This is a genomic window from Pseudomonas sp. NPDC089401 (genome assembly GCF_044749485.1).
GTDB lineage: Bacteria > Pseudomonadota > Gammaproteobacteria > Pseudomonadales > Pseudomonadaceae > Aquipseudomonas.
Window position 1 is genome coordinate 247,707 of sequence record NZ_JBIVIA010000007.1, and the last position, 21,996, is coordinate 269,702.

The 21,996-nt window shown below is 64.5% G+C and carries 16 protein-coding genes; 7 read left to right on the forward strand and 9 right to left on the reverse strand.

Annotated elements, in window-relative coordinates; all coding sequences use genetic code 11:
* Positions 1-11: 11 nt before the first annotated feature.
* Positions 12-1,595, reverse strand: coding sequence for a peptide chain release factor 3 (locus ACIP21_RS17770; protein ID WP_400690041.1), 1,584 nt, complete (start codon positions 1,593-1,595; stop codon positions 12-14).
* Between the two features lie 558 nt (positions 1,596-2,153).
* Between ACIP21_RS17770 and ACIP21_RS17775 the strand changes: the two genes are divergently transcribed.
* Genes ACIP21_RS17775 through ACIP21_RS17790 form a run of 4 tightly spaced genes read left to right on the forward strand, consistent with a single transcriptional unit; the run spans position 2,154 to position 5,596 of the window.
* Positions 2,154-2,867, forward strand: a complete 714-nt coding sequence (locus tag ACIP21_RS17775) for an ABC transporter permease (protein ID WP_400690044.1) — start codon at positions 2,154-2,156, stop codon at positions 2,865-2,867.
* Between the two features lie 13 nt (positions 2,868-2,880).
* The gene (locus ACIP21_RS17780) at positions 2,881-3,792 is read left to right on the forward strand and encodes a glycine betaine ABC transporter substrate-binding protein (protein WP_400690046.1); all 912 of its coding nucleotides are present in this window, start codon (positions 2,881-2,883) and stop codon (positions 3,790-3,792) included.
* The gene (locus ACIP21_RS17785; RefSeq protein WP_400690048.1) at positions 3,789-4,442 is read left to right on the forward strand and encodes an ABC transporter permease; all 654 of its coding nucleotides are present in this window, start codon (positions 3,789-3,791) and stop codon (positions 4,440-4,442) included. The genes ACIP21_RS17780 and ACIP21_RS17785 overlap by 4 nt, the downstream gene beginning before the upstream one ends.
* A complete protein-coding gene (locus ACIP21_RS17790) occupies positions 4,439-5,596 on the forward strand; it encodes a betaine/proline/choline family ABC transporter ATP-binding protein (RefSeq protein WP_400690051.1) in 1,158 nt (385 codons plus the stop codon). The genes ACIP21_RS17785 and ACIP21_RS17790 overlap by 4 nt, the downstream gene beginning before the upstream one ends.
* A gap of 109 nt (positions 5,597-5,705) precedes the next feature.
* Here the strand turns inward: ACIP21_RS17790 and ACIP21_RS17795 are convergent, their stop codons facing one another.
* The 3 genes from ACIP21_RS17795 to ACIP21_RS17805 all read right to left on the reverse strand — a co-directional run bounded on the left by ACIP21_RS17795 (position 5,706) and on the right by ACIP21_RS17805 (position 9,708).
* Entirely contained in the window at positions 5,706-8,132 is a 2,427-nt protein-coding gene (locus ACIP21_RS17795; RefSeq protein ID WP_400690052.1) for a TonB-dependent siderophore receptor, read from the reverse strand.
* A 107-nt stretch (positions 8,133-8,239) separates the two neighbouring features.
* A complete protein-coding gene (locus ACIP21_RS17800) occupies positions 8,240-9,202 on the reverse strand; it encodes a FecR family protein (RefSeq protein WP_400690054.1) in 963 nt (320 codons plus the stop codon).
* A 20-nt stretch (positions 9,203-9,222) separates the two neighbouring features.
* Positions 9,223-9,708 carry a sigma-70 family RNA polymerase sigma factor gene (locus ACIP21_RS17805; protein ID WP_400690057.1) on the reverse strand — a complete coding sequence of 162 codons (486 nt, stop codon included), beginning with the start codon at positions 9,706-9,708 and terminating at the stop codon, positions 9,223-9,225.
* A gap of 506 nt (positions 9,709-10,214) precedes the next feature.
* Here ACIP21_RS17805 and ACIP21_RS17810 point away from each other — a divergent pair.
* Positions 10,215-11,378 (forward strand): type III PLP-dependent enzyme, encoded by a 1,164-nt coding sequence (locus ACIP21_RS17810; protein WP_400690060.1) that lies wholly within the window; start codon positions 10,215-10,217, stop codon positions 11,376-11,378.
* Between the two features lie 137 nt (positions 11,379-11,515).
* Here ACIP21_RS17810 and ACIP21_RS17815 read toward each other — a convergent pair whose 3' ends face one another.
* Together ACIP21_RS17815 and ACIP21_RS17820 are read right to left on the reverse strand one after the other, a co-directional pair.
* Positions 11,516-12,265, reverse strand: a complete 750-nt coding sequence (locus tag ACIP21_RS17815; RefSeq protein ID WP_400690063.1) for a tetratricopeptide repeat protein — start codon at positions 12,263-12,265, stop codon at positions 11,516-11,518.
* Between the two features lie 3 nt (positions 12,266-12,268).
* A complete protein-coding gene (locus ACIP21_RS17820; RefSeq protein ID WP_400690066.1) occupies positions 12,269-12,949 on the reverse strand; it encodes a Fe2+-dependent dioxygenase in 681 nt (226 codons plus the stop codon).
* Positions 12,950-13,168: 219 nt separating this feature from the next.
* On the opposite strand from ACIP21_RS17820, the gene ACIP21_RS17825 reads away from it, so the two are divergent.
* Both ACIP21_RS17825 and ACIP21_RS17830 read left to right on the forward strand, forming a co-directional pair.
* Positions 13,169-15,460, forward strand: a complete 2,292-nt coding sequence (locus ACIP21_RS17825; protein ID WP_400690069.1) for a TonB-dependent receptor — start codon at positions 13,169-13,171, stop codon at positions 15,458-15,460.
* A 240-nt stretch (positions 15,461-15,700) separates the two neighbouring features.
* Entirely contained in the window at positions 15,701-18,256 is a 2,556-nt protein-coding gene (locus ACIP21_RS17830) for a PepSY domain-containing protein (RefSeq protein WP_400690071.1), read from the forward strand.
* A gap of 127 nt (positions 18,257-18,383) precedes the next feature.
* Here ACIP21_RS17830 and ACIP21_RS17835 read toward each other — a convergent pair whose 3' ends face one another.
* The 3 genes from ACIP21_RS17835 to der form a co-directional block, all read right to left on the reverse strand.
* Positions 18,384-19,175: an amidohydrolase gene (locus tag ACIP21_RS17835; RefSeq protein ID WP_400690073.1), complete on the reverse strand. Its 792-nt coding sequence runs from the start codon at positions 19,173-19,175 to the stop codon at positions 18,384-18,386.
* Entirely contained in the window at positions 19,163-20,311 is a 1,149-nt protein-coding gene (locus ACIP21_RS17840; protein ID WP_400690075.1) for a pyridoxal phosphate-dependent aminotransferase, read from the reverse strand. The genes ACIP21_RS17835 and ACIP21_RS17840 overlap by 13 nt, the downstream gene beginning before the upstream one ends.
* Before the next feature lie 212 nt (positions 20,312-20,523).
* The gene (der, locus tag ACIP21_RS17845) at positions 20,524-21,987 is read right to left on the reverse strand and encodes a ribosome biogenesis GTPase Der (protein WP_400690078.1); all 1,464 of its coding nucleotides are present in this window, start codon (positions 21,985-21,987) and stop codon (positions 20,524-20,526) included.
* Positions 21,988-21,996: the final 9 nt, after the last annotated feature.

The window sequence follows — 21,996 nt, forward strand, 5'->3', positions numbered from 1 at the left end:
GGCTCTCGAGATCAGTGGTGCTCGCGGGTAGCGCGGAACTTGATGTCCGGCCAGCGCTCTTCCATCAGTGCCAGGTTGACCCGGGTCGGGGCCAGGTAGGTCAGGTGACCGCCACCGTCGATGGCCAGGTTTTCCATGGCCTTGTTCTGGAATTCCTCGAGCTTCTTCTTGTCGTCGCAGGCGATCCAGCGGGCCGACCACACGGTGATCGGCTCGTAGGCGCACTCGACCTTGTACTCTTCCTTCAGGCGGCTGGCGACCACGTCGAACTGCAGCACACCGACCGCACCGAGGATGATGTCGTTGCTGCGCTCGGGGAAGAACACCTGGGTCGCGCCCTCTTCGGCCAGCTGCTGCAGGCCCTGGCGCAGCTGCTTGGATTTCAGCGGGTCCTTCAGGCGCACGCGGCGGAACAGCTCCGGGGCGAAGTGCGGGATACCAGTGAAGCCCAGCGCCTCGCCTTCGGTGAAGGTGTCGCCGATCTGGATGGTACCGTGGTTGTGCAGGCCGATGATGTCGCCGGCAAACGCCTCTTCCAGCTGCTCGCGCTCGGAGGAGAAAAAGGTCAGCGCATCGCCGATGCGCAGGTCCTTGTTCAGGCGCACGTGGCGCATCTTCATGCCCTTCTCGTACTTGCCCGAGCAGATGCGCATGAAGGCGATGCGGTCGCGGTGTTTCGGGTCCATGTTCGCCTGGATCTTGAACACGAAGCCGGAGAACTTCTCTTCGACCGGCTCGACGGTGCGCTCGTGGGCCACCCGGCTCAGCGGGCGTGGCGCCCAGTCGACGACGGCGTCGAGCACGTGGTCGACACCGAAGTTGCCAAGCGCAGTACCGAAGAACACCGGGGTCAGCTGGCCGTTGATGAACTCGTCCTGGTCGAACTCGTGGCAGGCGCCCTGCACCAGCTCCAACTGCTCGACGAACGAATCGTACTGGTCACCCAGGTGGGCACGGGCTTCGTCCGAGTCCAGCTTCTGGATGATCTTGGCTTCGGTGCGCTCGTGGCCGTGGCCCGGGGTGTAGACGATGATGTAGTCGCCGGTGAGGTGGTACACGCCCTTGAAGTCGCGGTAGCAACCGATCGGCCAGGTGATCGGCGCGGCCTTGATCTTCAGCACCGCCTCGATCTCGTCGAGCAGTTCGATCGGGTCGCGGATGTCGCGGTCGAGTTTGTTGATGAAGCTGACGATCGGCGTGTCGCGCAGGCGGCACACGTCCATCAGGGCGATGGTCCGTGGCTCTACACCTTTACCGCCGTCGAGCACCATCAGCGCCGAGTCCACCGCGGTCAGGGTGCGGTAGGTGTCTTCCGAGAAGTCTTCGTGGCCGGGGGTGTCGAGCAGGTTGATCATGTGCTCGCGGTACGGGAACTGCATCACCGAGGTGGTGATGGAGATGCCGCGCTGCTTCTCCATTTCCATCCAGTCGGAGGTGGCGTGGCGGTCGGACTTGCGCGACTTCACGGTACCGGCGACGGCAATGGCCTTGCCCATCAGCAGGAGCTTCTCGGTGATGGTGGTCTTACCGGCGTCGGGGTGGGAAATGATTGCGAAAGTGCGGCGCTTCGCGACTTCGGCGGCCTGGTTGGTCATGGGAAATCGCCTGACTGGGGGATTCAAAAAGGGGCGATATCATACCTGAAGTTGGGCCTGGACCAAAACCTGGGGAATGAATGGTGCCTGTGCCGGCCTCTTCGCGGGTGAACCCGCTCCCACATGGATCTTCACTGCCCTGAAGCCTTGTGCAGTACCTGTGGGAGCGGGTTCACCCGCGAAGAGGCCGGCACAGGCCGAAGAAATCCACCCGACAATCGCTTTATCACGACAAAAGGCCACAGGGCAGTTATTTCAACGCCTACAGCGCTTTAACCCGCTGTTTTTTCTCGTCATGTTTCTCATCACCCAGTGATTAACGCTGGCCAAATGCCGCTTCAGATGGGAACCTTTGCGCCCACGGAGACGTCCACTCCCCTGCAACCCGCTTCGGTTGGGGACTGGTTTCATCAGCATTTTCGGGCCCGACGGGGTTCGGCTCATGGCCTGATCGCAGCCTTCGGTTGCCTCACGCTGCTACTCGCGAACACACCACCCGCCGCCAGGACTGGCCGGCTATCAAGAAGTGTGCTCGCCGACAACACAAGGAGTCCGCCTGTGGCTACACGCTACGGTAAAGGGCTGTTGGGATGCGCCACCGTGCTCGTCATCCTGGCCCTGCTGATCCACTGGATCGGCATCGACACGATCGCGCGTTATCGCGACGATCTCTGGTTCTACCTGCAAGCGCACCTGGTCCTGGTGCTGGCTTCGATGGCGGCGGCGCTGGCCGTGGGCATCCCCGCCGGCATTGCCTTGAGTCGACCGCACCGGGTCGACAAAGCCGAGCGCTTCATGCAGTTCTTCAACGTTGGCAACACCATTCCCCCCCTGGCCGTCCTGGCCATCGCCCTGAGTATCCTGGGCATCGGCGCCGGGCCCGCGATCTTCGCGCTGTTCCTCGCCTCCCTCCTGCCCATCGTGCGCAACACCTACGAGGGCCTGAAAAACGTCCCCGCCTCGCTCAAGGAAGCCGCCACCGGCATCGGCATGACCCCGCGCCAGCAGCTCTGGCAGGTGGAACTGCCCAATGCCGTGCCGATCATTGTCGGCGGCGTGCGCGTGGCCCTGGCGCTGAACGTCGGCACCGCACCGCTGGCCTTCCTGATCGGTGCCAACAGCCTGGGCAGCCTGATCTTCCCCGGCATCGCCCTGAACAACCAACCGCAACTGCTGCTCGGCGCCGCCTGCACTGCCCTGCTGGCACTGTTGCTCGACGCGGTGGTGAGTTTCTCCAGCAAGCGCTGGCTGGAACGTGGCCTGGCTGGATAACCCGAGGGATCGTATGAAGAAGAGAATCGCCTTGCTGCTGGGCGCGGCCCTGCTGTTCGCAGGATTTGCCCAGGCAGCGGAAAAACCGCTGATCCGCATCGGTGCGCGGGTGTTCACCGAACAGACCGTGCTCGCCGAAATCACCGCGCAATACCTGCGTGCCAACGGCTTCGACGTGCGTGTCACCACCGGACTTGGCAGCAGCATCGCGCGCCAGGCCCAGGAAACCGGCCAGCTCGACCTGATGTGGGAATACACCGGCGTGTCACTGGTTTCGTACAACCATATCGACGAACGCATGCCCAGTGCCGAAGCCACCTACGCCAGGGTCAAGGCGCTGGACGCGAAGAAGGACCTGGTCTGGCTGACCCCGTCGAAGTTCAGCAACACCTATGCCCTGGGCCTGCCCAAGCAGGTCGCCGAGGCCTACCCGCAGATCAACACGATCAGCGAGCTCAACCAGGTGCTGCGCGACGAACACCAGCGCAACCACCTGGTGGCACTGGACACCGAGTTCGCCAACCGCCCGGATGGCCTGGTCGGCCTGAAGGACATGTACGACCTGCAGGTGGGCCGCGCCAACATCCGCCAGATGGACGCCGGCCTGGTCTACACCGCCATGCACAACAACCAGGTGTTCGCCGGCCTGGTGTACACCACCGACGGCCGCCTGAGCGCCTTCAACCTCAAGCTGCTGGAAGACGACAAGCACTACTTCCCCGACTACACCGCCGCCCCGGTGGTACGCAAGCCGGTGCTCGACGCCAACCCGCAACTGGCTGGCCTGCTCAAGCCCCTGGCCGAGCAGCTCGACGACGAGACCATGCGCCAGCTCAACGCCAAGGTCGACGTCGAACACCAGAACCCGACGGCGGTGGCCGCCGCCTTCCTGCGTGAGCATCCCCTCAAGGAGGTGACCCCATGAGCCTGCTCGATACCTTCGCCCACCTCGACTGGGCCCAGGTGCTGCAGCTGACCTGGCAGCACATCATGCTGGTCGGCGTCGCCGTCAGCCTGGCGATCGTCGTCGGCGTGCCGCTGGGCATCCTGATGACCCGCTTCCCGGCCGTCGCCGGCCCGCTGCAGGCCAGCGCCACGGTACTGCTGACCATCCCTTCCATCGCCCTGTTCGGCCTGCTGTTGCCGTTCTATTCCAAGTTCGGCCAGGGCCTCGGGCCGTTGCCGGCGATCACCGCGGTGTTCCTCTATTCGCTGCTGCCGATCCTGCGCAACACCTACCTGGCCCTGACCAACGTCGAGCCCGGCATCCGTGAAGCCGCGCGCGGCATCGGCATGACCTTCGGCCAGCGCCTGCGCATGGTCGAGCTGCCCATTGCGGTGCCGGTGATCCTCGCCGGGGTGCGCACCGCCGTGGTCATGAACATCGGCGTCATGACCATCGCCGCGACCATCGGCGCTGGCGGCCTGGGCGTGCTCATCCTCACCTCCATCAGCCGCAGCGACATGTCGATGCTGCTGGTCGGCGCCGTGCTGGTCAGCCTGCTGGCGATCATCGCCGACCTGCTCCTGCAAACCCTGCAACGTGCCCTGACTCCAGAAGGACTGCGCTCATGATCGAACTCAAGAACCTCAGCAAGACCTTCAACGTCAACGGCAAGGACGTCAAAGCCGTCGACGCGGTAAGCCTCACCGTCAACGAAGGCGAAATCTGCGTGTTCCTCGGCCCTTCCGGCTGCGGCAAGAGCACCACGCTGAAGATGATCAACCGCCTGATCACGCCGACCTCCGGCCAAGTGTTGATCAATGGCGAAGACACCAGCGCCCTCGACGAGGTGACCCTGCGCCGGCACATCGGCTATGTGATCCAGCAGATCGGCCTGTTCCCCAACATGACCATCGAGGAGAACATCACCGTGGTCCCGCGCCTGCTCGGCTGGGACAAGCAGAAATGCCACGAGCGCGCCCGCGAGCTGATGCACATGATCAAGCTCGAACCCAAGCAGTACCTGCAGCGCTACCCGCGCGAGCTGTCCGGTGGCCAGCAGCAGCGCATCGGGGTGATCCGCGCGCTGGCGGCCGAAGCGCCGGTGCTGCTGATGGACGAGCCGTTCGGCGCGGTCGACCCGATCAACCGCGAGATGATCCAGAACGAGTTCTTCGAGATGCAGCGGGCGCTGAACAAGACCGTGATCATGGTCAGCCACGACATCGACGAGGCGATCAAGCTGGGCGACAAGATCGCCATCTTCCGTGCTGGCAAGCTGCTGCAGCTGGACCACCCGGACACCCTGCTGGCGCACCCGGTGGATGACTTCGTGAGCAACTTCGTCGGCCAGGACAGCACCCTCAAGCGCCTGCTGCTGGTGCGAGCCGAGGACGCGGCGGACAACGCGCCGTCGGTGAGCCCGGAGACGCCGGTGAGCGAGGCGCTGGAACTGCTCGACGAGCACGATCGCCGCTACGTGGTGGTGACCGATGGGCAGAACAAGGCGCTGGGTTATGTGCGCCGGCGCGACATGCATCGCCAGCAGGGGACTTGCGGCGACTTCTTGCGGCCGTTCAATGCCACGGCTTCGCATGATGAGCATTTGCGCATCCTGCTGTCGCGGATGTACGAGTTCAACCGGGCGTGGTTGCCGGTGCTGGATGCCGAGCAGGTGTTCCTGGGTGAAGTGACCCAGGAGTCGATTGCGGCTTACCTGAGCTCGGGGCGTTCGCGGGGGGGCAAGACCAGCATCGTTTCGCCGGCCGAGGCGGTCGCCTCCTGATCCGAGGCCCTATTCGCGGGTAAACCCGCTCCCACAGGGTCGGTGGAGTTTTCAAGACTTGCACCGTACCTGTGGGAGCGGGTTCACCCGCGAACAAGGCGACGCGGTATCAGAACCCTACGCTGGCCTGCACATAGAAGGTCCGCGGCTCACCCACATACAGCCCGGCATTGTTGTCGCTGGAGCGGGTGAAGTACTGCTTGTCGAACAGGTTCTTCACCCCCGCCGCGAGCTTCAGGTTGGACATCTGCGGCCCGAAGTCGTACCCGCCACGGGCATGCCAGGTCACGTAGCCGGGAATGTCGCCATACTGCCCATCGGCACTGGGCTGGGTGATGTAGTCGCCGGTGAAACTGCCATCGGCATTCATCCCGGTCCCCGGTGCATGCTGTTTGGACTGGGCGTAGGCATCCAGATTCCAGGTCCAGCGATCGACCGCATAGCGCAGCCCCGCCGTGGCCACCTGGCGCGAGTAGAACGGCAGGTCGCGGCCCTTGAAGCCTGGGATGTCACCTTCATAGGTGGCGCGGGTGTAGGTGTAGCCGCCGGTCACCGAAAGCCCTTCCAGACGCGGGTCCAGCCCGGCCAGGTCGTAGCGCACCGAGGCCTCGATGCCCTGGTGCTTGGTCGCCCCCAGGTTGGTCCAGCCGACGTCGTTGCTGATGTATTGCAGTTCGTCATCGAAGTCGATGTAGAACGCCGTCAGCTCACCGGCGAACCCGCCATTGTCATAACGTGTGCCGACCTCGTAGGTCTTGGCCTTTTCCGGCTCCAGGCCATTGGCCGTGCTGTCGCCGCTGCCGCCCTGGCCCAGCTGGAAGTACTGCAGGCTGCCGAACGAGGTCTCGTAGTTGGCGAACACTTTCCAGGCATCGGAGATGTGGTACATCACACTCAGCGCCGGCAGCGGCTCGTTGCTGGTGATGCTGCGGTTCTTCTCCGGCACCGGCTTGCCGCTGGCGCCGAGCACCGGGCGGTCGCGCCAGTCGGTGTTGATGTGCTCGAAGCGGATGCCCGGGGTGATGGTCCAGTTGCCGACGTCGATCTTGTCGTCGATGTAGTAGGCACTGGCCTCGGTGCCGCCGCTGCGGTCCTGGAACACGTGGCCGTCGGAGGTCGGCGTGGGGGTCGGCACGTTGTCGATCAGCGCCAGGCGGGTCGACTGCTCGCGCATGGCTTCCTTCAGGTAGCGGTAGCCGACGCTGACCTCCTGGGTGGTGGGGCCGGCGAAGAAGATCCGCGACAGCCGTGGCTCGATGGCGAAGGTGTGGTAGTTGCGCGGGTACGACGACAGGGTCTGCATGTCGCGCGCGGCAATGGCGCTGCCACGGAAGCTGTCGGTGTAGTAGGTCAGCACTTCGAACTGGGTGGCGTCGTCGAGCTGGCGCTGCCACTTGAACGACACGTCCTTGCGCCGGCCGGAGAAGTAGTCGTAGTCACGCAGCGACTGGTACGGGTTGTGGTCGTACTGGGCCTGGGTCAGGCCGCCGGGCATGTCGGCACGGCCATCGTAGTAATGGAAGTTGAGCCAGAACTCGTCGACGTCGGTGGGCGCCCAGTGGGTCTTGAGGATGACGTCGTCGATGTCGTTGCCGTTGTTGCTTTCCCGGTAGCCGTTGCCGTTCACCCCGGTGTACAGCAGGGCAACGCCCATGCCGTTGTCGGCGGTGCCGCCGACGAACGCCGACTCGGTGTGCTTCCAGCCGCCATGGCGGGAGGTTTCCAGGGTGGTGGCAAGCTCCGCCGAGGCCTTTTCCGGGATTGCCCGGGTGACGAAGTTGATCACCCCACCGACGTTCTGCGGGCCATAGCGCACGGAGCCGGCGCCACGCACCACGTCGATGCTGTCGAGGTTGCCAGAAGAGATCGGCGCCATCGACAGCTGCGGCTGGCCATAGGGCGCAAAGGCGGCCGGGATGCCATCGATCAGCACGGTCGAGCGCGGCGACAGGCGCGAGGTCAGGCCACGCACGCCGACGTTCAGCGACAGGTCGCTGCCACCGGTGCCGTTGGAGTCCTGCACCTGCACGCCAGGGATGCCGCGCAGCACGTCGCGCACGTTCATCGCGCCCTTCTCCACCATCGCCTCACGGCGCACCACGGTGCGCGCGCCGGGGTGGTTCTGCACCACGGCCTGGTCGGCGTCGCCCAGCCAGTCACCCACCACCTTGATGTCGGTGGGCGCCAGTTCCAGGCTGCCGCTGCCAAGCTCCACGGCCGGCAGCGGCTTGACTACCACGGTGTCCTGGGACATCTCGAACGTCAGCCCGCTGCCTTGCAGCAGCTGCTGCAGGGCCTGCACCGGTGCCAGGTTGCCCGAGACCGCAGGCGCCTGCTTGCCGGCCACCAGTTCGGGGCTGAAGAACAGCTGCAGGTTGGTCTGCTGGCCCAGTTGGCTCAGCGCCGAGGCCAAGGGTTGCGCCTGGATCTGGATCGTGCCGGCAGCCTGCTCGGCATGGCTGTCGACGGCCACGGTGCTGACGGCCAGGGCCAGCGCCAGGGCGCTGAGGCGTGGAAAAGGTTTGTTGTTGTTCACGTCGTCGAAACATCCTGAAGAAGGAATAAACGCCAACCGCATGCGAATGGAAATGCTTGGCAGTTGCAGCTGGCGAGGAAGACGAACGAGTGGAAAAAAACCTGAATCTATTTCGCGATTATTTCGCGAGAGCCGTCTTCATGGGCCTTGATCGCCACCGGCAGGATGCTCGGCAAGGCCCGCAGCAGCGCGTCGGTGTCGTCGGTGCTGAAGGTGCTGGACAGGCGCAACTGGGCGACCTTGCCAGGCGCGACGCGCAGCGGCTGGGCGCGGTAGCGGGATACTTCGGCCACCACCTCGGCGAGGGTGGCGTTGTCGAACACCAGCTTGCCCTGGCGCCAGGCGGTCAGTGCGCCGGCATCGACCGCAAAAGGCGCGGCGACCTTGCCGTGCGCATCTATGAAGGAGCCCTGGCCGGCGCTCAGTTGTGCCAGCGAGGCGTCACGGCCCTGCACGCGCACCGACCCCTGCTCCACCGCCACACGGGTGGCGGCCGGGTCCAGGCGCACGTCGAAGCGGGTGCCGGTCACGGTCACGCTGCCCTGGGCGGTGTCGACCACGAACGGCCGGCTGCTGTCGTGGGCGACGATGAACATCGCTTCGCCGGCCTGCAGCTGGATGTGCCGCCGGCCGGCACTGAAGTCCACCTGCAACTGCGTGGCGCCGTTGAGTTCGAGGTGGGAGCCGTCCGGCAGGTCGACCTGGCGGCGCTCACCGAAGGCCGTCAGCAGCGTGTCCTGATGGTTGAGCTGCCGATAGTGCCAGCCGCCCCAGGCCAGCCCCAGCGCCAGCACGGCCACGCTGGCCGCAAGGGCGTGGTGCAACAGCCGGCGCCGAGGCAGCTGCCTGACCGGCTCGGGCTCGCACAGCGCTTCGAGGCGCTGGCGCGGGATCTGGCTGGCGGCGCGCCATACCGTGGCCAAGGCGTCGTACTCGGCGCGGTGGCGCGGGTCGGCGCCCAGCCAGTCACGCAATTGCTTGTGCAGCGCGGCATCGCCGGGCGCATCCTGCACGCGGACGAACCAGGCGGCCGCCTGCTCGCGGACGGTCTCGCAACCGTGCTGTTTCATGGGAAAGGTCTCCTGACTCATCATGCCGACACATCCAGGTGCTCACGCAGATGTCGGAGCGTGCGAATCATATACTTTTCGACCATGTTCTTGCTCAAACCCATGCGCTCGGCGATCTCGGCCTGGGTCAGGCCTTCGAGCTTCTGCCAGATGAACACCCGCCGGCAGTTCAGCGGCAGTTCGGCCAGTGCGCGCTCGACACGGTCAGCCAGCTCCAGGGCATGCACGTAGGCTTCCGGGTCGTCGCTGGTGGCGGCACCTTCAGCGAGGGCGTCCAGCTCCAGCGCCTGGCGCCGGTCCTCGCGGCGAAAGCCGTCGACGGCGATGTTGCGGGCGGTCTGGTGCAGGTAGGCACGGGGCTGTTCGACCCGCTCGCGCGGGTTCTCCAGCACCCGGACGAAAGCGTCATGGGTGAGGTCCTCGGCCTGCTGACGACTGCGCAACTTGCGCGTCCAGGTGCCGATCAGCTCATGGTAATGGTCGAGGAAGCCTTTATGTCCGGACACGGTCAGGGTCGTCAGGGAGGCGGATAAGGGTGCGAATAGTAATGTTTCTCATCATTGACGGCAATTCCGCCCGGCGGTAACAAAAAATTTATCGTGTTTTTCATGTACGCCAGTGCCAGGGAAACGTGGCCATAAATATGAACACCACAGGCCCCTTCGCGGGTGAACCCGCTCCCACAGAAATTGCGAAAACCCTGTAGGAGCGGGTTCACCCGCGAAGGCGGCAACGCGGTCTATTCCACAATTATTTACGCCTGAAACATGGCGGGGAACATCAGCCGGTCATGCGAGTCGGTTATTCAACGGGTAGGGCGTCGATCCACGACGATCGCACCCGGATTGCCTGTTGATTCTGCATTCTTCACGCCCTAAAGTGCGCGCCGAACGTCCATGCTGGAAACGATCCATCCGGCTCAAGTACTGAGTAGGCGAACCAAAGTGGGGATACGGAGGACGTTCAGTTTGCAGCCACTTAATCTTTCAGTTTGCCCATGGAGTCCCTGAGCATGTCGATCCAGGTCGAAGACTATTTCGCGCGTGACACCTTCCAGAAAATGAAGGCGTTCGCCGACAAGCAGGAAACCCCGTTCGTACTCATCGACACCCAGATGATCAGCCAGGCCTATGACGACCTGCGTGCTGGTTTCGAATTCGCCAAGGTGTACTACGCGGTCAAGGCCAACCCGGCCGTCGAGATCATCGACCTGCTCAAAGAGAAAGGTTCGAGCTTCGACATCGCCTCGATCTACGAGCTGGACAAGGTCCTCAGCCGTGGTGTCGGCGCCGACCGCATCAGCTACGGCAACACCATCAAGAAGTCCAAGGACATCCGCTACTTCTACGAGAAGGGCGTGCGCCTGTACGCGACCGATTCGGAAGCCGACCTGCGCAACATCGCCAAGGCCGCGCCGGGCTCGAAAGTCTACGTGCGTATCCTCACCGAAGGCTCGACCACGGCCGACTGGCCACTGTCGCGCAAGTTCGGCTGCCAGACCGACATGGCCATGGACCTGCTGATCCTCGCCCGCGACCTGGGCCTGGTGCCCTACGGCATCTCCTTCCATGTCGGCTCCCAGCAGCGCGACATCAGTGTGTGGGACGCGGCCATCGCCAAGGTCAAGGTGATCTTCGAGCGCCTGAAGGAAGAAGACGGCATCGAGCTGAAGCTGATCAACATGGGTGGCGGCTTCCCGGCCAACTACATCACCCGCACCAACAGCCTCGAGACCTACGCCGAAGAGATCATCCGCTTCCTCAAGGAAGACTTCGGTGACGACCTGCCGGAAATCATCCTCGAGCCAGGCCGTTCGCTGATCGCCAACGCCGGCATCCTGGTCAGCGAAGTGGTGCTGGTGGCGCGCAAGTCGCGCACCGCCGTCGAGCGCTGGATCTACACCGACGTGGGCAAGTTCTCCGGCCTGATCGAAACCATGGACGAAGCCATCAAGTTCCCGATCTGGACCGAGAAGAAAGGCGAAGCCGAGGAAGTGGTGATCGCCGGCCCGACCTGCGACAGTGCCGACATCATGTACGAGAACTACAAGTACGGCCTGCCGCTGAACCTGGCCATCGGTGACCGCCTGTACTGGCTGTCGACCGGCGCCTACACCACCAGCTACAGCGCGGTGGAATTCAACGGCTTCCCGCCGCTGAAGGCCTACTACCTGTAATGCAAGACGGGGCCGCAAGGCCCCGTTTTGTTTTGTGTGCTGTCAGTGCCGGCCCTTTCGCGGGTAAACCCACTCCCACAGGGAACACTGTACCTGTGGGAGCGGGTTTACCCGCGAAGAGGCCGGCACAGCCGACATCAGGCCTCGCGCCTGGCCAACTCCTCGGCATAACGCCCGGCAAACGCCATCAACAGCGGCCCCGCCCCCTGCAAGGTCACCAGCGCACTGCGCAGGAACGGCTCATTGCCCTCGACCCGCGCCCGCTCCAGCCACTGCCCGGCCTCGGCCATCTCGCCGCGCTCGGCCAGCACCATGGCCAGGCTGAACATCCCGCGAAAATCCCCCGCCTCGGCCGAACGCCGATACCAGCGCACCGCCCTGATCGGGCTCGCCGCCGTGGCAATGCCATGTTCAAGGTAGCGCCCATACAGGTTCATCGACTTGGCATGCCCCATTTGCGCCGCCTTCTCGTAACAGGTCAGCGCCTGGGCCTGGTTGGCCGGCAGCCCACGCCCGGTGGCCAGCAGGTTGCCCAGGTTGTAAAGGCCCCAATCAAGCCCCGCATCGGCCGCTTGGGCGTAGTGGATGGCCGCCTGGGACGGGTCCACAGCGCCGCCCCAGCCATGTTCCAGGCAGCGCCCGAGCATGTTGTGGGCCATGGCGTTGCCGCCTTGGGCCGCGATAGCGAACCAGCGTCGGGCGACGACGGCATCCTGCTCGATGCCACGGCCGTCGAGCAGGATCTGCCCAAGCAGCAACTGCGCCTCGACCATCCCCTCCCCCGCTGCCGCCAGGATCGCCTGGGCCGCCTTGCCTGGGCTCTCTTCGAGCATGGCTTGCAGGCCTGCGGCATCCACCACTTCTTCACGTCGCAACTGATAGGACACGGCTCAGACCTCGGCCCAGCGGCGCAACAGGTTGTGGTAGGTGCCCGTCAGTTGCAGCAGGGACGGGTGATCCGGCACATCGGCGGTGAGCTGCTGGATGGCATTGTCCATCTCGAACAGCAACGCCCGCTGGCTGTCCTCGCGCACCAGGCTCTGGGTCCAGAAGAACGCCGCGTAGCGCACGCCGCGGGTCACCGGGTTGACCTTGTGCAGGCTGGTGCCGGGGTACAGCACCAGGTCACCTGCCGCCAGTTTGATCTGCTGCACGCCGTAGGTGTCCTGGATCACCAGCTCGCCGCCGTCGTAGCTGTCCGGGTCGCTGAGGAACAGCGTCGAGGACAGGTCGGTGCGCACCCGCTCCGCGCTGCCCTTGGGCTGGCGCAAGGCGTTGTCGATGTGGAAGCCGAAGTTGCCGCCTTCGCGGTAGCAGTTGATCAGCGGCGGGAACACCTTGTGCGGCAGGGCTGCCGACATGAAGCGCGGGGTCTGCCACAGGCGATCGATCAGCGCGCTGCCGATTTCCTTGGCCAGCGCATGCCCTTCCGGCAATTGCAGGTTGTGCTTGGCCTTGGCCGACTGGTAGCCGGCCGTGACCTTGCCGTCGGCCCAGTCGGTCTGCTCCAGGGCCTCGCGGATACGGGCCAGTTCATCGGCATCGAACAACCCTGGGATGTGAAGCAGCATGGCGGCGTACCGTTAAGGTCTGTAAAGACGTCGATGATATTGATTCCCTTTTACGCTGCACAAGCCCCGAATTGCCTTAGACGATTCAGCCTGAGCAAAACGTAAAGAGAATATGTAAAGAATGTAAATTCCTGGCGAATGGTAACGAGTCTCAATTGTGCCTTACAATTCCTTACATTAACATCCGCGGCCTTCACACCTTGGGGAAGGTCCATAACAATGCGTCAATACGTACCAACTGCAGTCAGCTCTCCGCGCCTGATCGTCACCGCCATCGGTGTCGCACTGAGCGCCTCGACCGTCTACGCCGCCGACCCGGCCGCCAGCAATGCCGTCACCCTCGACGCCACCAGCGTCAATGGCAAGGCTGAACAGGCCAGCACCGACTACAAGGTCGAGAAAGCCGCCTCGCAGAAGTACACCGCACCGTTGGTGGACACTCCGCGCTCGGTCACCGTGATCCCGCAGCAAGTGATCAAGGACACCAATGCCCTGACCCTGCAGGATGCCCTGCGCACCGTGCCCGGCATCACCTTCGGTGCCGGCGAAGGCGGCAACCCGCAAGGTGACCGGCCGTTCATTCGTGGCTTCGACTCGCAAAGCGACACGATGATCGACGGGGTGCGCGACACTGGCGCACAAAGCCGGGAAATCTTTGCAGTGGAATCCATCGAGGTCAGCAAAGGCCCGAACTCGGCCATGGGCGGACGAGGCTCGGCAGGCGGCAGTATCAACCTGGTCAGCAAGAAAGCGCATCTGGGCAATGACCTCAATGGCGCCTATACTTGGGGCTCCGACCAGACCCAGCGCTACACCTTCGATGGCAACTATCAGTTCACCGACACCGCCGCCGGTCGCTTGAACCTCATGACCCACGAGAGCAACGTCGCCGGTCGTGACAAGGTCAACTACGACCGCTGGGGCATCGCCCCGTCCCTGGCCTTTGGCTTGGGCACCGCGACTCGCGTCAACCTCGACTACTACCACATGGAAAGCGACGACCTGCCAGACTCGGGCATTCCTTATGGTTTCTCGGTTGGCAAGACCCACACCGCAGCCAGCCCGGACAAGCCCACCGACGGCGGTGACAGCAGCAACTTCTACGGCCTGACCGGCCGTGACTTCCGCAAGACCCGCACCGACATCGCTACCATCAGCATCGAGCATGACCTCAGCGACTCGCTGACCATCAAGAACACCCTGCGCCACGGCAACAGCATGCAGGACTATGTGCTCACCCAGCCTGACGACAGCGCCGGCAACGTGATCAACAATGGCGTCTGGCGCCGTGCCAACACCCGTGTGGGCAACACCGCCACCACCACCAACCAGACCGACCTGTTCGGTGAGTTCGTCCTGGGCGGTTTCAAGAACAACTTCTCCGCAGGTGTGGAATTCACCCACGAAGATGCCGACAAACAAAGCTACCTCGTTTCTCCAAACAGCAAGATCAGCAACTGCACCGGGCCTGGCAGCGGCGGCAGCTGCACCTCCCTGAGCAACCCGAACCCGGACGACGCCTGGACCGGCACCGTGGCCCGCAACTATGCCGGCACCGATACCAGCAGCACTACCCGTGCGCTCTACATGTTCGACACCATCGAACTTGACCCGCAGTGGCTGCTCAACGTCGGCCTGCGCTACGACCACTTCAACACCAAGTACCGCACCTACGACGCCGCCGGAAATACCACCGTAACCAGCGGTGTGGCCAACAAGGGCGAGGACACCAGCGAGTTCGTGACCGGCCAGATCGGCCTGGTGTGGAAACCGCAGGACAACGGCAGCATCTACGTATCCTACGCGACCTCGGCAACGCCCCCAGGCTCGATGCTGGGCGAAGGCACCGATGGCAACCCGGTAACCACTGCTGCCGTCAAGAATGACCTGCAACCGGAAGAAACCACCAACTACGAAATCGGCACCAAGTGGGATCTGCTCAACCAGCGCCTGTCGCTGACCGCAGCGATCTTCCGCACGGAAAAGGAAAACACCCGCGTCCTGACCGACCTCAACACCTATGAAAACGCCGGCAAGACCCGGGTGGACGGGGTGGAACTGTCGGCATCCGGGAAAATCACCGACAAGTGGCAGGTATTCGCAGGTTACAGCTACCTCGACAGCAAGCAGGTCGACGGTGGCAAAGTGAACATCGGCACTGCGAGCGCACCGAACTTCGTGGACGTCACCACCAATGGCAACGAACTGGGTAACACGCCGAAGAACACCTTCAGCCTGTGGAACACCTATGCGGTGACCGACAAGCTGACCTTCGGCGCCGGTGCTTTCTATGTGGACAAGGTCTGGGGCAGCGTCGCCAACTCGACCTATGTGCCGTCCTACTGGCGTTACGATGCAATGGCCAGCTACAAGCTGACCAAGAACATCGACCTGCAGCTGAACGTGCAGAACCTGACCAACGAGACCTACTACGACAAGGCCTATTCCACCCACTTCGCCAACCAGGCGGCCGGGCGGACGGCGTTGCTGACCACCAGCGTGCACTTCTGATGATGGGGCTGGGCTAGCCTGCACCGGCCTCTTCGCGGGCAAGCCCGCTCCCACAGGTACACCACAGCCATTGAATCCTGTGCCGTACCTGTGGGAGCGGGTTCACCCGCGAAGAGGCCGGTGCAGGTCACCCCTAAACGAAGCACACCCCCGCCCCGTTCATTACCCTGAACGGGGCGTTCGCGTATCAAGGCATAATGCACGCCGCGCAGGACGCGGAGGCAATACAAGGTGAGAGATGTGGTGAAGAAGACGCTGTTCCAACTGCACTGGTTCTTTGGCATCACCGCCGGCCTGGTGCTGGCCTTGATGGGCATCACCGGCGCGTTGTATTCCTTCCAGGAAGAGCTGCTGCGCGCGTTCAACGCCGATGTGCTCAAGGCCGAGGTGCGCGCCGAGGGCGTGCTGCCGCCGGCTGAGCTGGTGCGCAGGGTCGAGGCCGAGCAAGGCGAGAAGGTGTCGATGCTGTGGGTGGACGTGCGCCAAGGCAATGCCGCGCGGATCTTCTTCACCCCGCCGCCCGGTGAACGCCGCGGCACGCTGCGCTATGCCGACCCGTACACCGGCGAGCTCAAGGGCGAGGCGGCCGGGCAAGGCTTCTTCGACCTGATGCTGACCCTGCACCGCTTCCTCGCCATGGGCGGCACCGGCCGCCAGATCACCGGCGCCTGCACCCTGATGCTGGTGTTCTTCTGCCTCTCCGGCCTTTACCTGCGCTGGCCGCGCAAGGCGCTGAACTGGCGCACCTGGCTGACCCTCGACTGGGCCAGGAAGGGCCGCGCCTTCAACTGGGACCTGCACGCCGTGGCCGGTACCTGGTGCCTGCTGTTCTACCTCCTGTTCGCCCTGACCGGGCTGTTCTGGTCCTATGAGTGGTACCGCTCGGGCCTGAACAAGCTGCTGGCCGACGAACCCGCCGCCGGCCAGCAACAGAAACGCGGCGAGGGCCGTGGCCGCCATGGCCCGCCCCAGGTCGACAAGAACGCGCCGCCACTGGTGGTCGACTACGACGCCATCTGGGCCGCGCTCAAGCAAGACGCAGGCCCCGGCCTGGCCATGTACAACCTGCGTCTGCCGCCGGCGGGAGGCCAGCCGGCCAACCTGTTCTACCTGCTCGAGGACGCCGCCCACCCGCGCGCGTTCAACACCCTGGTGATCGACCCGGCCAGCGGCCAGGTGAAAAGCCACGACCGCTATACCGACAAGTCCTTCAAGGCGCAGCTGCTGCAAAGCGTCTACGCCCTGCATGTGGGCGAGTACTTCGGCCTGACGGGGCGCATCATCGTCACCCTTGCCAGCCTGACCATGCCGCTGTTCTTCGTCACCGGCTGGCTGCTGTACCTCGACCGCCGACGCAAGAAGCGCCAGGTGCGCGCCGCCCGTGGCAACGTCGACAGCAGCACGCCCGGTGCCGACAGCTGGCTGATCGGTTTCGCCAGCCAGAGCGGCTTCGCCGAGCAACTGGCCTGGCAGAGCGCCGGCCAGCTGCAGGCGGCTGGCTTGCCGGTACAGGTGCGCGCCCTCGCCGACCTGGGGGAGAACGAGCTGCGCCAGGCGCGCCGTGCGCTGTTCGTGGTCAGCACCTTCGGCGACGGTGAAGCGCCCGACAGCGCCCGCGGTTTCGAACGCAAGGTGCTGGGCCAACCCTGGGCGCTGGACCACCTGGATTACGCCCTGCTCGCCCTGGGTGACCGCCAGTACCCGCACTTCTGCGGTTTTGCCCGGCGCCTGCAGGCGTGGCTCGGCGAACGTGGCGCGAGCACCGCGTTCAGCGCGGTGGAAGTGGACAACGCCGACCCGGCGGCCCTGCAGCAATGGCAGCAGGAGCTGGCGCAACTGACCGGTGCCCAGCCAGTGGCGGCCTGGCAGCCGCCGAGCTTCGGCAACTGGAGCCTGGTGCAGCGCGAACTACTGAACCCCGGCAGCCAGGGGCAACCGGTGTACCTGCTCGGCTTGCGCCCACAGCAGCCGGCCAGCTGGGAAGCCGGAGACCTGGTGGAGATCCTGCCGCTCAACGGCCAACCTCGGGTCGACGCGTTCCTCAAAGGCATGGCGCTGGAGACCAGCGCCAGCGTGCAGGTCGATGGCTTGGCCGAAACCCTCGGCCAGGCCCTCGCCGGCCGCCAGCTGCCAGCCCGTCGCGAACACCTGATCGGCCTGCAGGCGCAGGCGCTGGTGGATGCGCTGGTGCCGATCGGCAGCCGCGAATACTCGATCGCCTCGATCGCCAGCGATGGCGTGCTGGAGCTGATCGTGCGCCAGGAGCGCCACGCCGATGGCCACCTGGGCCTGGGTTCCGGCTGGCTCACCGAATACCTGCCGCTGGGCGGCACCCTGAGCCTGCGCCTGCGCCGCAACAGCGGCTTCCACCTGCCGGACAGCGCGGCACCGATGATCCTGATCGGCAACGGCACCGGCCTGGCGGGCCTGCGCAGCCTGATCCGCGCGCGGGTGAATGGCGGCGAACAGCGCAACTGGCTGCTGTTCGGCGAGCGCAACCGTGCCCATGACCTGCTGTGTGGCCAGGAGCTGCAGGCCTGGGTCGACAGTGGTGATCTGGCGCGGCTGGACCTGGCCTTTTCGCGGGATCAGGCCGAGAAGGTGTATGTGCAGGATGTGCTGTTGCAGCACGCCGAAGAGCTCAAGCGCTGGGTGGCTGATGGGGCCTGTGTGTATGTCTGCGGCAGCCTGCAAGGGATGGCGGCGGGGGTCGATGCCGCGCTCAATGGCTTGCTCGGGGAAGAGGCAGTACAGCAGTTGATCGAGGATGGGCGGTATCGACGGGATGTGTACTGATCAGATATTGATGTAACCAACACTGGCCTCTTCGCGGGTAAACCCGCTCCCACAGGAATTCCACTGCCCTCAGGCCTGGTGAAGTCCCTGTGGGAGCGGGCTTGCCCGCGAAGAGGCCGGGCCTGCTTTAGTGCAGCTCGAAGGTATCGGCATCCAGGTTGGCCGGGAACTTGGTGCGATAGGCCGCCAGTTCCGCAGCGCTCAGCACCACGGTGAACACCCCGTCCGCCTCCCCCGCACTGAGCAGGCTCTCGCCCTGGAAGTCCAGTACCTGGCTGTCACCGGAATAGGCAAAGCCCTTGCCATCGGTCCCCACCCGATTCACCGCCGCCACATAGCACAGGTTCTCGATGCCCCGCGCCGGCAGCAGCCGGTTCCAGTGCTGACGCCGTGCCGCCGGCCAGTTCGCGGTGTACAGCAAAAGGTCGGTGTCCTGGGCATCGCGGCTCCACACCGGGAAGCGCAGGTCGTAACAGATCAGCGGGCGCACCCGCCAGCCCTTGACCTCGAACTGCACCTGGCGCTCGCCCGGGGTGTAGTGCTTGTGCTCACCGGCCATGCGGAACAGGTGGCGCTTGTCGTAATGCAGGATCTCGCCGTCTGGCCGCGCCCACAACAGGCGGTTGCGGTGGCTGCCATCGGCGGCCTGGATGATCACGCTGCCGGTGACCACCGCATCGATGCGCTTGGCCTGGGCCTTGAGCCACTTGTAGGTCGGGCCGTTCTCCGGCTCGCAGAGGGTGTCCGACTGCATGGAAAAACCGGTGGTGAACATCTCCGGGAGGATCACCAGGTCGGCACCGCGAGCCTGCTCCAGCAGCACCTCGAAATGCGCGTAGTTGGCTTCGCGGTCATGCCAGGCCAGGGTGGTCTGGACCAGGGCGATGTTCAGGTTGGGCAGTGCACTCAGATCGCGCATAGTTTCTCCGCTGCCTGGCGCAGCGTCTCCTCACGTTTGGCAAAGCACAGGCGTACCAGGCGTTGCTCGGGGATGGCTTGCTGGTAGAACACCGACACCGGAATGCTCGCCACGCCGTGCTCACGGGTGAGCCACAGGGCCATGTCGACGTCGTTCAGGTCCGGGCGGATCTGCGAATAGTCCACCAGCTGGAAGTAGGTGCCCGCAGTGCGGGTGAAGCTGAAACGCGAGCCTTCGAGCAGGTCGCAGAACAGGTCGCGCTTGGCCTGGTAGAAGCCCGGCAGCGCGTCGATGTGCTCCGGGTGCTCGGCCATGAAATCGGCCAGCGCGCACTGCAGCGGGGTGACGCCGCAGAAGTTGACGTACTGGTGCACCTTGCGCAGTTCGGCGCTCAGGGCCGGTGGGGCGATCACGTAGCCGGTTTTCCAGCCGGTGACGTGGTAGGTCTTGCCGAACGAGCTGACCACGAAGGCGCGCGGGTACAGCTGCTCGTGGGCCAGCACGCTGGCATGGCGCACGCCGTCGTAGACCAGGTGCTCGTAGACTTCGTCGCTGACCAGGTAGATGTCGCGGTCGGCGATCAGCCTGGCCAGCTGGTCGAGGTCTTCGCGGGTGACCAGCGCGCCGCTGGGGTTGTGCGGCGAGTTGAGGATCACCATGCGCGTGCGCGGGCTCAGGGCGTCGCTGAACGCCTGCCAGTCGATGCGGAAGTCGCCGTCGCTCAGTTGCACATGCACGCAGCGGCCACCGGCCAGCTCCACCGACGGCTCGTAGCTGTCGTAGCAGGGGTCGAAGACGATCACTTCGTCACCTGGGTGGATCACGGCCTGGATGGCACAGAAGATCGCTTCGGTGGCACCCGGGGTGATGGTCACCTCCTGGTCGGCGTCGACCTGCGCGCCATACAGGCGCGCGACCTTGGCCGCCACCTGCTGGCGCAGCGCCGGCAGGCCGGTCATCGGCGAATACTGGTTGTGCCCGGCGGCAACATGCCGGCCCACTGCATCGAGCAGGGCCTGGGGGCCGTTGAAGTCGGGAAAACCCTGGGACAGGTTGAGCGCGCCGGTCTGCATGGCGAGCTGGGACATGGTGGTGAAGATGGTCGTGCCGACGTTCGGCAGTTTGCTGCGGATCATGGAGCCCTCTTTCCTGGGGTGTATCCGGCACGGGGTGGAGTCCGAGCATAGCGGATCGAGCAGTCAGGAAAAAGGTTGAAACAATGAGGGTATTGCGCTGGATCAAAGGCCCTCTTCGCGGGCAAGCCCGCTCCCACAGGTCCAGCACAGCCTTCGAAAACTGTGGTGAACCTGTGGGAGCGGGCTTGCCCGCGAAGAAGCAATAGCGGGAATCAGCGCTTGTCGCGGCGCTTCTTCTCGGCCTTCTTGTGGTGCGACATCAGGCGGCGCTTCTTGTTGACCTGGCGATCGGTGAGGGTGTTCTTCTTGCCCTCGTACGGGTTCTCGCCGCCCTTGTACTCGATGCGGATCGGCGTACCGACCAGCTTCAGCACGCGGCGGTAGGTGTTCTCCAGGTAACGCGAGTACGACTTTGGAATCTTCTCGGTCTGGTTGCCGTGGATCACGATCAGCGGCGGGTTGGCGCCGCCCAGGTGGGCATAACGCAGCTTGATGCGGCGGCCGTTGACCAGCGGCGGCTGGTGCTCGCTCACGGCGTCTTCGAGGATCTGCGTCAGGCGGCTGGTCGGCCAGCGGGTCACTGCCGACTTGAACGCAGCCTGCACCGACTTGTACAGGTGGCCCACGCCGGTGCCGTGCAGGGCGGAGATGAAGTGGATGTCGGCGAAGTCGACGAAGAACAGCCGGCGCTCCAGCTCGGTCTTCACGTAGTCACGCTCGCCCGATTCCATGCCATCCCATTTGTTCAGGGCGATGACGATGGCGCGGCCGGCTTCCAGGGCAAAGCCCAGCAGGTTGAGGTCGTGGTCCACCACGCCTTCGCGGGCGTCCATGACGAAGATCACCACGTTGGCGTCCTTGATCGCCTGCAGGGTCTTCACCACCGAGAACTTTTCGACTTCCTCGTGGATCTTGCCGCGCTTGCGCACGCCGGCGGTGTCGATGAAGGTGTACTTCTCGCCATCGCGCTCGAACGGGATATAGATACTGTCGCGGGTGGTGCCCGGCTGGTCGTAGACCACCACGCGCTCCTCGCCGAGCATGCGGTTGACCAGGGTCGACTTGCCCACGTTCGGGCGGCCGATGATGGCGATCTTGATGCCATCCTTCTCGCTCGGGCCAGGGATGCGGACCGCTTCCTCGCCTTCGGCGACTTCCTGGTCGAGGGCTTCTTCCTCGGCGTCACGCGGGATATGGCCGAGCACGCTTTCCATCAGTGCGTTGATGCCACGGCCCTGGGAACCGGCCACCGGGATGGCGTTGCCCATGCCCAGTGGCGAGAACTCGGCGCGGGCGACATCGGCGTCGATGTTGTCGATCTTGTTGGCCACCAGGATCGCCGACTTGTTGCGCTTGCGCAGGTGCTCGGCAATCATCTGGTCGGCGGCGGTCATGCCGGCGCGGGCGTCGACCAGGAACAGCACGTAGTCGGCTTCTTCGATGGCCATCAGCGACTGCTCGGCCATCTTCTCGTCCATGCCCACTTCGTCACCGGTGATACCACCGGTGTCGATGAGGATGAAGGAGCGACCCTGCCAGGAGGCATCACCGTACTGGCGGTCACGGGTCAGGCCCGACAGGTCACCGACGATGGCATCGCGGGTCTTGGTCAGGCGGTTGAACATGGTGGATTTGCCGACGTTCGGGCGGCCCACCAGGGCAATTACGGGAACCATCGGCTCTCC